Source organism: Endozoicomonas elysicola, from assembly GCF_000710775.1.
Taxonomy (GTDB): Bacteria; Pseudomonadota; Gammaproteobacteria; order Pseudomonadales; family Endozoicomonadaceae; genus Endozoicomonas; species Endozoicomonas elysicola.
This window is the reverse complement of the sequence record NZ_JOJP01000001.1, coordinates 1,825,249-1,837,604: the sequence shown is the minus strand read 5'-3', so window position 1 is coordinate 1,837,604 and position 12,356 is coordinate 1,825,249. Positions and strand designations below refer to the sequence as shown.

The following is a 12,356-nucleotide window of genomic DNA, read 5'->3' as shown; positions in this document are numbered from 1 at the left end:
CCCAGAATATATGATGGAAATGTGGGGAACAAGGTCAATTACGGAAAAAGCCTGACAGATGCTTTCTGGTAAACCAGAATCATCCAGCGTTTAAACCCCTTCGTCAGCTTCCGCCCTCCCTCTGACCGGTCAACCATCCACCCTCTGACCTCAATATTTTTATTCAGCCATTTGCGAGTAGCGCCAGGGGAAGCGGCAGCATCACCGGACAACCTGAGCACAACATTACCCTCCAGAGTCACCCAGATTGTGCCAGATCGACTCTCAGTTATATCAACCACCCGACCACTGACAATGGCAAACCCGGGATTTAGTGTCGAGGATGTCGAAGATACAACCGACTCGACACTCCAGACACCTGAATTCTGCGAGCGGGCAATACTTTCCTGTTCGGCCAGGCAACGCTCATAGTCACTGGAAGGATTAAAAAACACCTGAAAAGCCAGCCCTTGACGCAGCAGCTCAGATTCAACGGAGGAACCATCTTCTAAAAAAAGATGCCCCAAATAACGGCCGTAGTTATCCCGCGATGTTGTAGAAGGAATATAGAGCAGTGACTTATTGTTGGTCAGTCGTTTTTGAAGATACTCTCTGGCAGCATCACCATAAGGCTCAGCAATTTTATCTTCATGGGCGACTTCTGGCGCATTGATGGCGGAAAAACGAATTTTACGACCATCTTTGAGGCGAACAGTATCACCATCAATCACCTTGTCCAGCCATACGTGTTCGACTCTGTCATCATTATTCAGATAGCAATCACTGGCGCAGACAAAACCGGAGGAAAAAATAGCAATAAAAAAGGCGACTACAAATGCAGTCGCCTTTATAAACCTTTCGGTCTTCAAACCAGCAGCTCGATTACTTGCTGCCGCCGCCAAGCTTGCCAAAACGCTTGTTGAAGCGCTCGATACGGCCGCCGGTATCCATCACCTTCTGAGTGCCGGTGTAGAATGGGTGGCACTTGGAGCAAACTTCAATACTCAGGTCTTTACACAGAGTAGAGCGAGTCTGAATCTTGTTACCGCAGCTGCAGCTAACAGTGATTTCGTCGTAGTTAGGATGGATATCCTGCTTCATTTGAGCTTCCTCGAACTGGTGTATGCCGCCACCTGACTTTCTGCACGAGCCTTTAAAAGACTCCGGAGACAGGCACCGCAAACGGTATCCACATCAGCATAACAGCTGAGAGGGTAATAGAGGCGGGGATATTACCAGAGATTATCCTTAAGGGAAACAGTCTTATGTTCGTCCAAGGTACAGGACATACCACTACTTTCAACACCTATGAAAAACCTTGAAAAGAACAAAAAATAATCTATAAAAATTAATGGGTTAGCATTAAAAAGAGCAACCTTGCACAACCCTTAACCGGGAGATAAGTCATGAGTTTAAACGTCTGGGATCCCTTCCATGACATGGAAGCACTGCTGGATAAGTATAGCCGTACTTCCAGAAAGACTCCGACCAAAAGTGATGATCGAGCCCTTGAAGTGGGCGACTGGATGCCCATCGTGGATATTGATGAAACACCGGATGCATTCCACATCCGGGCTGAGCTGCCAGGAGTGCACAAAGAAGATATCAATGTCGCTGTTGACAACAATGTACTTACGATAAAAGGAGAGAAAAAGAAAGAGCAAAGAGACCGCAAGCACCACAGAACAGAATGCCTTTACGGCTCATTTGTCCGAAGTTTTACATTGCCACAGTCCATCAGAGCGGATGGAATTCATGCCAAATACCATAATGGCGCACTGAACCTTAACATTCCCAAAGCAGAAGAAGTGAAACCCAGACAGATCAAAGTCAACGTTAATTGAAGCCTTCTCTTTTTATAAGCCTTCCTGCAGGTTCTGTTGACATAACCCTCCCTCTACCGGTTTCTGTTCAAGCCTATTGCCTGTTCCTGTATTATTCCAACGTTAGGAACACCACGATGGAACCTGAATGAGCAGCAAACCGGCGAACACTTCCAGCACAGGGCATAACCCTGCCGCCATACCGACCGAACCGTTCGCCCACAAGCAGTTCATCAGGGTTGCCATCCCGTCACCACTACGGCAGTTATTCGACTATCTTCCTCCAGATTCGTACCCGGCTCACGGAATTTGCCCGGGAAGCAGAGTTGTCGTTCCCTTTGGCCCAAGACAAGTTGTCGCCATTGTTCTCTCGATTGAACCAGATACCGATATCCCTACCAGTAAGCTTAAAACGGTTATTTCTGTTCTGGATAACGAGCCGCTGCTACCAAACGACATTATCCATCTCTGCCAGTGGGCTGCCCGTTACTATCATCACAGCCTGGGAGAAACACTGGCTCAGGCAATGCCCAAAAACCTGCGCCTTGGCAAACCCGCTTCTTATGGTGCTATTCCCTTCTGGAACTGCATTGCAGAACTCGATAGTGAGCTGCAAAACCAATTGAAAAGATCCAAAAAACAACTGGCAGCCCTTGAGCTGATTTCCAGTTATCCACAAGGCATCAGTGCTACTGAGCTTCATGAACTTGGCTTTAGTAAAAGCACTTTAAAAGAATTATCCAAAAAAGGATTAATATGCTCTCGTAACGTTGAGCCTTCAGCCCTGCCCTTCACTGATATTACCAACCCACTGAAAGCAGCACACCTGAAACTTAATGAGGAACAGGCATTTGCCTGTGAAGCCATTACTGATGGTCTGGAAAACTACCGAACTTATCTACTGGAAGGTGTTACTGGTAGCGGCAAGACCGAAGTATATTTACAGGCAATATCCGCAGCTCTTTCTGAGGGGAAACAAACGCTGGTGCTGGTGCCTGAGATTGGACTCACCCCTCAAACCGTCAGACGTTTTCGTGACCGCTTTAATGTACCGGTCGCCTGCCTTCATTCAGGTCTCAGTGATGGTGAACGATTACAGGGGTGGCTTGAGGCTGCACGGGGGTCTGCAGGTATTCTGATTTCTACACGTTCCGGCATTTTTACCCCCATGCCTCATCTCGGACTTATCATTGTGGATGAAGAGCATGATGGCTCTTATAAACAACAGGAAAGCCTGCGCTATAACGCCAGAGACCTTGCTATTTATCGTGGCAGGCAACGACAATGCCCAGTCGTTCTCGGGTCTGCTACTCCATCGCTGGAATCATTACATAACACACATCAGGGTAAATACACTCAGCTTCACCTGAAACAAAGGGCAGGAAACGCCCGCCCCCCTGTTATGGAATTGCTGGATCTGCGTCACCAGGTTCTGAGAGACGGGTTATCCACAGAACTTTTACAGAGAATGGCCGCTCATCTAGGCCGGGGAAATCAGGTGATGGTATTCCTTAACCGTCGTGGTTATGCCCCATCCATGATCTGTCAGGACTGTGGCAACATTATTGACTGTCCTCACTGTGATGCGCATATGACTATCCATCGATATCCGCCTCATATGCACTGTCATCACTGCGATCTGCAACAAGCTATTCCCTGGCAATGCACATCGTGCCAAAGCAGGAAACTGCAACCGGTCGGTCAGGGAACGGAACGAACAGAGCAGGTACTAAGCCAGCACTTTGCTGATTATCCGGTGTTAAGAATTGACAGGGATACCACCCGCAGAAAGCAGGCATTAAGTGATATGCTGGAGGAGGTACAATCCGGAAAAGCCTGCATTCTACTTGGTACCCAGATGCTGGCTAAGGGACATCATTTTCCGGACGTCACCCTCGTAGCTATCATCAACGCTGATGCAGGGCTGTTCAGTGCTGATTTCCGGGGACCCGAGCGGACAGGACAGCTGATCATGCAAGTAGCTGGACGTGCTGGACGGGGTGATAAACCCGGCCAGGTCATTATTCAAACCTACAATCCCGAGCACCCGGCACTCCAACTTCTCTCGATGAACGACTATAGTCGCTTTACAAACAACCTCTTTATAGAACGAAAACAACTGAACCTGCCTCCAGAAGGCTATCTAACGCTTATTCGCTCAGAATCTGTCAACCAGAATGAAAGTGAAGTCTTACTTTCAGCGCTTCGCCAATACGCCGAACAGTCAGGACTGCAACAACTCGATAACAGTTTACGAATACTGGGCCCTATTCCAGCTCCCATGGAAAAACGTCAGGGCCGCTATCGCTGGCACCTGCTCATTCATGGGAAAAACCGTAATCACTTACACAGTCTGGTGGGCAGGGTCGTGAGCTACCTGGAAAGCCATCGACTTCCCAGGCAGTTGAAGTGGACAGTGGATATTGATCCACAGGAAATGAGTTAAAGAAGCTAATGCCACTGACTTAAGAGTGAAAGCCTTGCCATACGCTGGCTTTAAGGCACCCTACGATTTGAACCACAAGGCACACAAAGAGCACAAAGTAAAAGAAGAGCTCTTCTTAGCGCTCTTTGTATGCTTTGTGGCTCCAATTCAAATCTCTCAACCTGTATCAATCCTCATGTTTACGGGGCTTTTAAGCTTAAGTCAGTGCCATTGGTTAAAGAGACCCCATTAAAGCATACGCGCCATTGCCTGTATCTGCCCACGCTGAAAATTCTGCATGGCATTTTCACGGGCAAAATCAAGATACCGCTGAATCTCATGATCTGGCAATGAGCGATAGGTATACAGAAAGATGTTCCGCATTCTTTCAGGCATTTCCTTACGAATGTGAGGCTTCTCCAGTGCTTTCAACACTTGAACAGGTCGCATGGGCTGCTCTGCACCTGCCGGCATCACCTCTCGAAGCATTCTCTGCGCCCCAACTGAAGCGCTGGCTGCAAGCTCAGTACTTAATTCGACGGCATCAAGTGCTTCCATTAGCGCTTCGATTAGCCGTACCCGGTTATTACGTGGCACTTCTTTTGACAGTTTTTCCTGAATATAGGCTTCCATTCTCGCCTGGTTTTCAGGATCATTTGCCTGCGCTTCCAGGCTCAAAATTTTCTGCCCAAGCGGTGACTCAAACCATTTAATCAATCGAGCCAACTCACCAGCCGAAAGCGCTTCATCGAGCGTTGCTTTCATGGACGACCGGAAAAAGTCAGGGCTATAGCGCACCTTAACCACTTGATTAACAGTATCAACGACGGTTTCAGGTATGGGGTAGCGCTGTTCCTGAAGAGTCATACTGTCGTGCATCCAGCTAAGCTGCTGCTCCAACCCGGTCTGATCATAAAGTTTGTCCAGCAACTGATCTTTTTCAGAAGACGCCTGGACACTGGCAACAAAAAGCAGGGGGGCAAACAACCATACAACTACTAATCTCTTTCCATCCATAGTCAGAGCCGTGTTGAAACAGTTTATTAGAAATAAGATGCTGACCGTGTCACTACGCCAGAGTCAGCACTTGGCATTGACGTAAGTTAAAACAGTCTTTAACTTACATTTCTACCATACCCTCTTGGAAATCAGTCGTAAAGCTTACTGACTATCGCTGTCACCGCTGTTTCTACCCGTAGAATACGGGGACCCAGATGAATTCTCTGAAAACCGGCCTGCTCAAGCTTATCGACTTCGTATTCAATGAAGCCGCCCTCAGGCCCAATAGCCAGAACAGCCGGCTCAGAAATCAGATGAGGACAACTCTCACCACCCACGGGATGAGCCACCAGTCCTCGTTTTCCAGCCATCAAAGCAGGTAGCCGATCTTCAACAAAAGGCTTAAAACGCTTCTCAAGAATCACTTCAGGCATAACAGTATCCCGGGCCTGCTCTAGTCCAAGAATCAATTGTTCCCGCACTTTTTCAGGACTCAACCAGGGAGACTGCCAGAAACTTTTCTCAACCCGGTAACTGTTCATCAGGATAATTTTCTTTACACCCAAAGCTGTCAGATGCTGCAGTGAGCGCTTGAGCATTTTAGGCCGGGGTAAAGCCAACAATACTGTTAATGGCAAAGCCGGAGGTGGAGGATTATCAAGATTAACCTCCAGCTGCATTTTTTCCGCCGATAGATGCGTGATTATACCGCTTCCAACACGACCATTAATAACACCAACACGAAGCTCATCACCCTTATTGGCCTGATAAACGTCCAGGACATGTCTTAACTGCCTCTGGTCAAGCTCTGCATGCCGTTCATCAATAAAGTGCTGAGGTTCCAGGAGAAGAAGATTCATCTAAACAGCCATAAGCCAGACATACCGGAGCATAGAACAAAGCTCTCTCCAGTATATTCATTTCAAAAGGAAAACAGCGTCAGCTGAGTGCTGCGCCTTTTCGATAGTCATCCACTAACCGATCAATCTCATCAAGTAACTGATCAATGGCTATGGGTGAGAGCTTAATATTACCAGAGAGCAGCTCAAGCCTTAACTCATCCACTGATGAAAATTCACCTTGAACAAGGGCTTTTACTGGATGAAAACGGGAATCAGAAAGAAGCCAGACTAATCCGTTCTGAACGACTTCAATGGGAACATCAAATGGTGATTGGTGGTGAAAATGGTCAAAAAGTAAATCCTTCTGACCATTTAAGGCATGAGAATATTGCATACTTCCTCCCTGAAACAATCCTATCCTGAATCTATACAATGACTGTGGTAAAAAATTAACCTTTCTTTTACTTTAGCCAATGCCGAACAGAGTATTACCGTTACAGGAAGACACTGTTTTATTATGAAAATGCCGTCACTTTGCGTTCTTCAGGGACTTATAGCCTGAGGTGAGCGGAACTTTCCACTCACGACGGCTTTACGCCTCTTCTTCAATATCTTTTCGGCTTTTGACAAAGCGGGCAAACACAATGCCACACTCAAACAGCAACCACATGGGGATCGCCAGCAGGGACTGAGAAATAACATCAGGCGGCGTCATGATCATGCCAATAACAAAGCAGCCAACCACCACATAGGGGCGTTTCTCCTTCAGACTTTCTACGGTAGTCACCCCTGACCAGACCAGAAGCACTGTAGCCACCGGGATTTCAAAAGCAACACCGAAAGCAAAAAACAGTTTCAGGATAAAATCCAGATAGCTGTTGATATCAGTCATCACTGTGACCGATTCAGGCCCTACCGAGGTGAAGAATGAAAAAATCAGCGGAAAAACAACATAATAGGCAAATGCTATCCCCAGATAAAACAGCAATATACTGGCAATCAACAACGGGATGGCAATGATCTTTTCATGTCGGTAAAGACCTGGCGCAATAAACCCCCATGCCTGGTGCAAAATAACGGGAATCGCAAGAAACAGCGACAATACAATGGTCAGCTTGAAAGGCGCCAGAAATGGTGAGGCCACCTCAGTGGCGATCATGGTGCTACCCTCAGGCAAGCTGGCCCGAAGCGGTTCCGATATATAAACGTAAATATCGTTGGAAAAATAAAACAGCCCGGCAAAAACCACCAGCACCGCAATCAAACTCTTCAGAATACGGCTACGCAACTCGAGCAGATGCTGAACAAGAGGCTGCTCTTTATCTTTTTCCGGTGTTTCTGATTGTTGTTGCTGACCTTTGGGATCGTGCTCTGACATACGCTACTGCCTGTCCTTATCTTGAGGCTGCTGCACCTGCGAGTCATTCACAGCCCTTTTCTCAACGGCCTTATCTTTACCAGATACATCAATGGTTGAACTACCAGCAAAACTGGAAGATGTCTTTTCCTGTACGCTCTCTTCAGCAGCCACTTTGGAAGCAGGTTCATCAGATACAGCGTCAATATTCACGGTCTTTTTAATATCATTAATCTGGCTTTGAAACTGCTCTCGAGTCTTATTCAACTCTTTCATAACCGCTTCATTATGAAGTTGCTGCTTGATGCCATCGGCATCAATTTCTTTCTCCAGCTCTTCTTTAACCGATTGAAAGCTACGACGAATCTTGCCCACCCAGTAAGCCGTGGTTCGAATAGCCTGAGGTAACCGCTCGGGCCCGAGCACAACCAGGGCGATAACGGCAACCAATAATAACTCTGTAAACCCTATATCAAGCACAGCGAACTATCACACCTCTCAATAACACCACTGGCATAAGCAACGGGTAGCTGCAGCACACGATTTGCCCCTTCATACGGGGATTACGCTTAACACGAATGAGCTTTTCCAATAAAAGACAGCCCCGAATGACTTTGGCTCTGAAACCTTTTATTCACCCAAGGCTGGTTACAAGCTCATGACTGCTTATGCTTGGACTTCTCCAGGTCAGACTCCAGGTTATGCCGCTGCTGTTCAATAACATCTGCCTTGTCCTGGTCTTTATCCTCTTCAGAGTTCAGGGCTTTCTTAAAGCCTTTCACTGCACCACCCAGGTCACTACCCATGCCACGTAGCTTCTTAGTGCCAAAAAGCATAACTACGATCAGTAATATGATTACCAACTGCCAGATACTGATACCACCAAAACCCATTTTCTGCTCCTTCAGCTCCATATGGAAGCTGGTCAAATAATAGCCAAGTAATTGGCATAATAACCCAGTCACCATCGGTAGGCGTAGCTATTTATAGCCAGGGATTTTATAGCCAATCAGGGAAAAGAAGCCGGGAATTACCCGCGGGAAGCTTTCTCTTCAATACCGGAAAGCCCAAATCGACGGTCCAGCTCATTCAGCACGTCTGCAGGCTCAAGCCCAAGATGAGACAGCATTACCATAGTGTGAAACCAGAGGTCCGCTGTTTCATAGACAACTGCATCCCGGTTATGGTCATATTCTGAGGCTTTGGCAGCAATCAGCACTTCTGCTGACTCTTCACCCACTTTTTTCAGAATATGATCCAGCCCCTTATTATGAAGCTGTGCAACATAAGAGGAATCCGGATCAGCCTGCCTGCGACTGCTTAACACTTCAGTCAATTTCTCGATTATATCGCTCATCTTTTAGCCCGTAGGATGATTTACAGCAAAGAAAACAGTCTTTACTGACGTCCATAAATAGTTTCAGGGTCTTGCAGTACCGGGTCTTCGGTATTCCACGATGCTTTTCCGTCTTGATCCGCAAGGCAACGATAAAAACAGGACTTGCGACCGGTATGACAGGCAATCCCCCCGACCTGTTCAACCTTAAGCAGGATCGCATCGCCATCACAGTCCAGACGACACTCCAGCAATCTCTGCGTATGCCCCGAACTCTCGCCTTTACGCCACAACCTGCCCCGTGAGCGGGACCAGTAAATCGCAACCTGTTCTTTCAGCGTCAGTTCAAGGGACTCCCGGTTCATCCAGGCCAGCATCAGAACCTCTCCCGTTTCATGATCCTGGGCAATGGCCGTTACCAGACCATCGTCATTCCATTGCACTTCATCCAGCCACTGATTTGTCGTCATCTCACCATCCACATATTCTTCTTATCGAACGATTAACCAGCCACCCAGTGCGGCAGTCAGTAATCCCAGCACGGCGTCATCCAACAAGATGTTTTCCAACCCTGAAGTGGCCAATACCACACCACCCACAAGTAGTAATATAGCGCCAAAGCGTCTCTGCTTTTGCCGGCGATTTTCTGCTCTCACCTGCTGTTGGTGAAAAGCCTGTTGATGATCAACCAGCGTACGAACCGTTGACATCACTTTCTGAGCCATGACTGGAGCACTCAACAACCAATCCGCACTCTGCTCCTTGATATTGCAGGCTATACCCGTAGGACTCACCTGATCTTTCATCCACTTTTCCAGAAAAGGCTGAGCTGTTATCCATAGATCCAGGTCTGGATACAGCTGACGCCCCAACCCCTCTACATTCAGCAATGTTTTCTCCAGCAACACCAGCTGAGGCTGCACTTCCATATTAAAGCGACGAGCCACCTGGAATAGTCGAACCAGCAGCTGTCCAAAAGAGATATCTTTTAAAGGCTTCTCAAAAATAGGTTCGCAAACCGTACGAATAGCCGCCTCCAATTCACCCACCGGGGTATCTCGGGGCACCCAGCCGGAGTCAACATGCAACTGTGCAACCTTACGGTAGTCACGACGAAAGAAAGCAAGCAGATTACTGGCCAGGTAGTGCTGATCTTCAGGCTCCAATGTACCAACAATGCCGCAGTCTATTCCGATATACCGTGGCTCCGCAGGATTAGTCGCATCAATAAAGATATTCCCCGGATGCATGTCTGCATGGAAAAACCGGTCACGGAATACCTGGGTAAAGAAAATCTCCACACCACGTTCCGCCAGCTTTTTCATATCGACATTATTGGCTTTCAAGGTTGCAATATCAGAAACCGGAACACCGTAGATTCGCTCAATGACCATCACTTTTGTACGACAGTAGTCCCAGTGAACCTGGGGCACAAACAGTAAAGGTGAAGCCAGAAAGTTACGTCGTAACTGTGAACAGTTTGCCGCTTCCCGCAACAAGTCGAGTTCATCAAAGATTGTACGTTCGTAGTCAGCGACTACTTCTACCGGACGTAAACGACGAGCGTCTTTTGATAGAAAGATAAGTACACGGGCAAAAAAGTACATCAACCCGATATCTTTGCGAATCACTCGATCAATACCAGGGCGAATCACTTTGACCACTACCTCATCACCAGAATGCAGCCTTGCGGTATGCACCTGGGCAACCGAGGCAGAAGCCAGTGGCTCACGATCAAAACGGGCAAACAGCGTATCCACATCATTACCAAGACTGGACTCAATAATGGCAATCGCATCTTCTGCCGGAAAAGGAGGTACATCATCCTGAAGGCGAGATAGCTCATCACTGATATCATCCGGCAAAAGGTCCCGGCGGGTTGAGAGAATTTGCCCGAACTTGATAAAAATTGGCCCAAGTGCTTCCAGAGAAAGCCGAATACGTTCACCTCTGGGGGCATTATTTCGGATGAAGTAACGCCAGGGAAGCAAGGCCAGAAAACAGCGTAACCAAAAGGGAGACCTTTCAGTATCAATAAGGTTATCCAGCCGGTTACGGGCGACAGCTGCCACTATTTTTAACAAACGGATCAACGACATGTCCCCGAGTTATGATTTGGCATTAGATTTGTCTTGGGTATGGAGATTGGTTTGCCATTGATGATCCAGCCGGTCCATTGAGTCAGCCAGATGAGCAACCTCCGCAACAAAACCTTCCACTTCAACCCTGGAGGGAATCAGGCGAAGTTCTTCCTGGAGGTATTCCCCAAGATTATCCATCACGAGCTTCTGTCCTCTCCTGGCATGGTCTCCAATAAAACGAAGTCCCTGAGCCATCATATGGCCAGTAATATCACCAAAGGTCTGACAAAGCGGCCTTTCCCAATCAATGTCCAATTGCTGATGAATCTGTTGCAAATCAGCAATCAGAGCCTTATCTCCGGAAATACTTAAACCGGGAACTTCAGAAAATGACAGATTTCTACGGAAGGCCAACACGGCAAACGCAACGCTTGAGCCTTCAAAGCGAGCATCGACTTCACCATCACTCTCTCCTCCAAGAGTCCCCGCCAAACGAATTCGATCCTGCTCAAAATGAACAAAGCATAACCATTGAGGAGAAGTACATTGAAATGCGACCACCTTACCAAACCAGTGTGACAGTTTTTTTATGGTTACCGGGTCCAGTGCCAACAGCGAATTCACTTGATGTTCGATGGCTGCCAGCATTCCCGTCTTGAGGACAGGATCTACCATCAGGGCTTAACTCCCTTATGCAGAGCCACGATACCTCCGGTCATATTGTGATAGACGGTATTTACAAAACCGGCATCCTTCATCATGCCCTCCAGTGTTTCCTGATCCGGGTGCATGCGAATACTTTCCGCCAGATATTGATAGCTCTCAGAGTCTCCGGCCACCAGCTTACCCATCATCGGTAACAGGCTGAATGAGTAGGCATCATAGGCTTTGGTCAATAACGGATTGTTAGTCTTTGAGAACTCCAGAATCAGCAGCCTGCCACCCGGCTTTAACACCCGACACATAGAACGAAGCGCGGCATCCTTATCGGTCACATTGCGCAAACCAAAAGAGATGGTGATGCAGTCAAAAGTATTATCCGGAAACGGGAGGCACTCAGCATTGGCCTGGACAAACTCCATATTGCCAACAATGCCCTGGTCAATCAGCTTATCTCGACCCACTCGAAGCATGGATTCATTGATATCTGCAAGAACAACGCGCCCTTTGTCACCAACAATACGGGAAAACTGCCTGGCCAGATCGCCAGTACCACCAGCAATATCAAGAACAGCATGACCCGGACGGACAGCAGAGAGCTCAATGGTAAAGCGCTTCCAAAGGCGATGAACCCCCATGGACATCAGGTCATTCATCACATCGTAGCTGCTGGCTACCGAATGAAAGACCCCTGCGACCAGTCCTTCTTTCTCTTTTTCCGGCACATCACGATAACCAAAATGCGTCGTGCCATCATGCTTTTGCTTGCCACTGTCTGTCATGACCCTTCCCAGCATTCATCCGATCAATCTTATGGCTGGCTATTGTAAAGGCAAATGGCTTATGGCGTAAGC

Annotated in this window: 15 protein-coding genes; 2 read left to right on the top strand and 13 right to left on the bottom strand. The window is 47.7% G+C overall.

Annotation, left to right across the window (positions count from 1 at the left end; all coding sequences use genetic code 11):
• Window positions 1-38 precede the first annotated feature (38 nt).
• Both GV64_RS07745 and rpmE read right to left on the bottom strand, forming a co-directional pair.
• On the bottom strand, window positions 39-848 hold the full coding sequence (locus tag GV64_RS07745; RefSeq protein WP_157236874.1) for a thermonuclease family protein: 810 nt from the start codon (window positions 846-848) through the stop codon (window positions 39-41).
• Between the two features lie 13 nt (window positions 849-861).
• Window positions 862-1,080 (bottom strand): 50S ribosomal protein L31, encoded by a 219-nt coding sequence (gene rpmE, locus GV64_RS07740; RefSeq protein WP_020580669.1) that lies wholly within the window; start codon window positions 1,078-1,080, stop codon window positions 862-864.
• 305 nt (window positions 1,081-1,385) lie between these two features.
• On the opposite strand from rpmE, the gene GV64_RS07735 reads away from it, so the two are divergent.
• Together GV64_RS07735 and GV64_RS07730 are read left to right on the top strand one after the other, a co-directional pair.
• Complete coding sequence (locus GV64_RS07735) at window positions 1,386-1,823, top strand: Hsp20/alpha crystallin family protein (protein ID WP_026257986.1); 438 nt, start codon at window positions 1,386-1,388, stop codon at window positions 1,821-1,823.
• A gap of 127 nt (window positions 1,824-1,950) precedes the next feature.
• Window positions 1,951-4,248, top strand: coding sequence for a primosomal protein N' (locus GV64_RS07730; RefSeq protein ID WP_020580671.1), 2,298 nt, complete (start codon window positions 1,951-1,953; stop codon window positions 4,246-4,248).
• Between the two features lie 228 nt (window positions 4,249-4,476).
• Here the strand turns inward: GV64_RS07730 and GV64_RS07720 are convergent, their stop codons facing one another.
• The 11 genes from GV64_RS07720 to ubiE form a co-directional block, all read right to left on the bottom strand.
• Window positions 4,477-5,244, bottom strand: coding sequence for a DUF2059 domain-containing protein (locus tag GV64_RS07720; RefSeq protein WP_020580673.1), 768 nt, complete (start codon window positions 5,242-5,244; stop codon window positions 4,477-4,479).
• A gap of 131 nt (window positions 5,245-5,375) precedes the next feature.
• Window positions 5,376-6,086: a 16S rRNA (uracil(1498)-N(3))-methyltransferase gene (locus GV64_RS07715; RefSeq protein WP_020580674.1), complete on the bottom strand. Its 711-nt coding sequence runs from the start codon at window positions 6,084-6,086 to the stop codon at window positions 5,376-5,378.
• A 79-nt stretch (window positions 6,087-6,165) separates the two neighbouring features.
• On the bottom strand, window positions 6,166-6,462 hold the full coding sequence (locus tag GV64_RS07710) for a hypothetical protein (RefSeq protein WP_020580675.1): 297 nt from the start codon (window positions 6,460-6,462) through the stop codon (window positions 6,166-6,168).
• Between the two features lie 198 nt (window positions 6,463-6,660).
• Window positions 6,661-7,446 carry a twin-arginine translocase subunit TatC gene (tatC, locus tag GV64_RS07705; protein ID WP_020580676.1) on the bottom strand — a complete coding sequence of 262 codons (786 nt, stop codon included), beginning with the start codon at window positions 7,444-7,446 and terminating at the stop codon, window positions 6,661-6,663.
• A 3-nt stretch (window positions 7,447-7,449) separates the two neighbouring features.
• Entirely contained in the window at window positions 7,450-7,905 is a 456-nt protein-coding gene (tatB, locus tag GV64_RS07700) for a Sec-independent protein translocase protein TatB (protein ID WP_081622007.1), read from the bottom strand.
• Between the two features lie 176 nt (window positions 7,906-8,081).
• Window positions 8,082-8,318, bottom strand: a complete 237-nt coding sequence (gene tatA / locus GV64_RS07695; RefSeq protein WP_026257988.1) for a Sec-independent protein translocase subunit TatA — start codon at window positions 8,316-8,318, stop codon at window positions 8,082-8,084.
• Window positions 8,319-8,455: 137 nt separating this feature from the next.
• Window positions 8,456-8,782: a phosphoribosyl-ATP diphosphatase gene (locus GV64_RS07690; protein ID WP_020580679.1), complete on the bottom strand. Its 327-nt coding sequence runs from the start codon at window positions 8,780-8,782 to the stop codon at window positions 8,456-8,458.
• A 41-nt stretch (window positions 8,783-8,823) separates the two neighbouring features.
• Window positions 8,824-9,231 carry a phosphoribosyl-AMP cyclohydrolase gene (gene hisI, locus GV64_RS07685; protein ID WP_033402625.1) on the bottom strand — a complete coding sequence of 136 codons (408 nt, stop codon included), beginning with the start codon at window positions 9,229-9,231 and terminating at the stop codon, window positions 8,824-8,826.
• 21 nt (window positions 9,232-9,252) lie between these two features.
• On the bottom strand, window positions 9,253-10,860 hold the full coding sequence (gene ubiB, locus GV64_RS07680) for a ubiquinone biosynthesis regulatory protein kinase UbiB (protein WP_020580681.1): 1,608 nt from the start codon (window positions 10,858-10,860) through the stop codon (window positions 9,253-9,255).
• A 9-nt stretch (window positions 10,861-10,869) separates the two neighbouring features.
• Window positions 10,870-11,517, bottom strand: coding sequence for a ubiquinone biosynthesis accessory factor UbiJ (locus GV64_RS07675; protein WP_020580682.1), 648 nt, complete (start codon window positions 11,515-11,517; stop codon window positions 10,870-10,872).
• Window positions 11,517-12,284 carry a bifunctional demethylmenaquinone methyltransferase/2-methoxy-6-polyprenyl-1,4-benzoquinol methylase UbiE gene (ubiE, locus tag GV64_RS07670; RefSeq protein WP_020580683.1) on the bottom strand — a complete coding sequence of 256 codons (768 nt, stop codon included), beginning with the start codon at window positions 12,282-12,284 and terminating at the stop codon, window positions 11,517-11,519. Before ubiE ends, GV64_RS07675 begins: the two co-directional genes overlap by 1 nt.
• Window positions 12,285-12,356 lie beyond the last annotated feature (72 nt).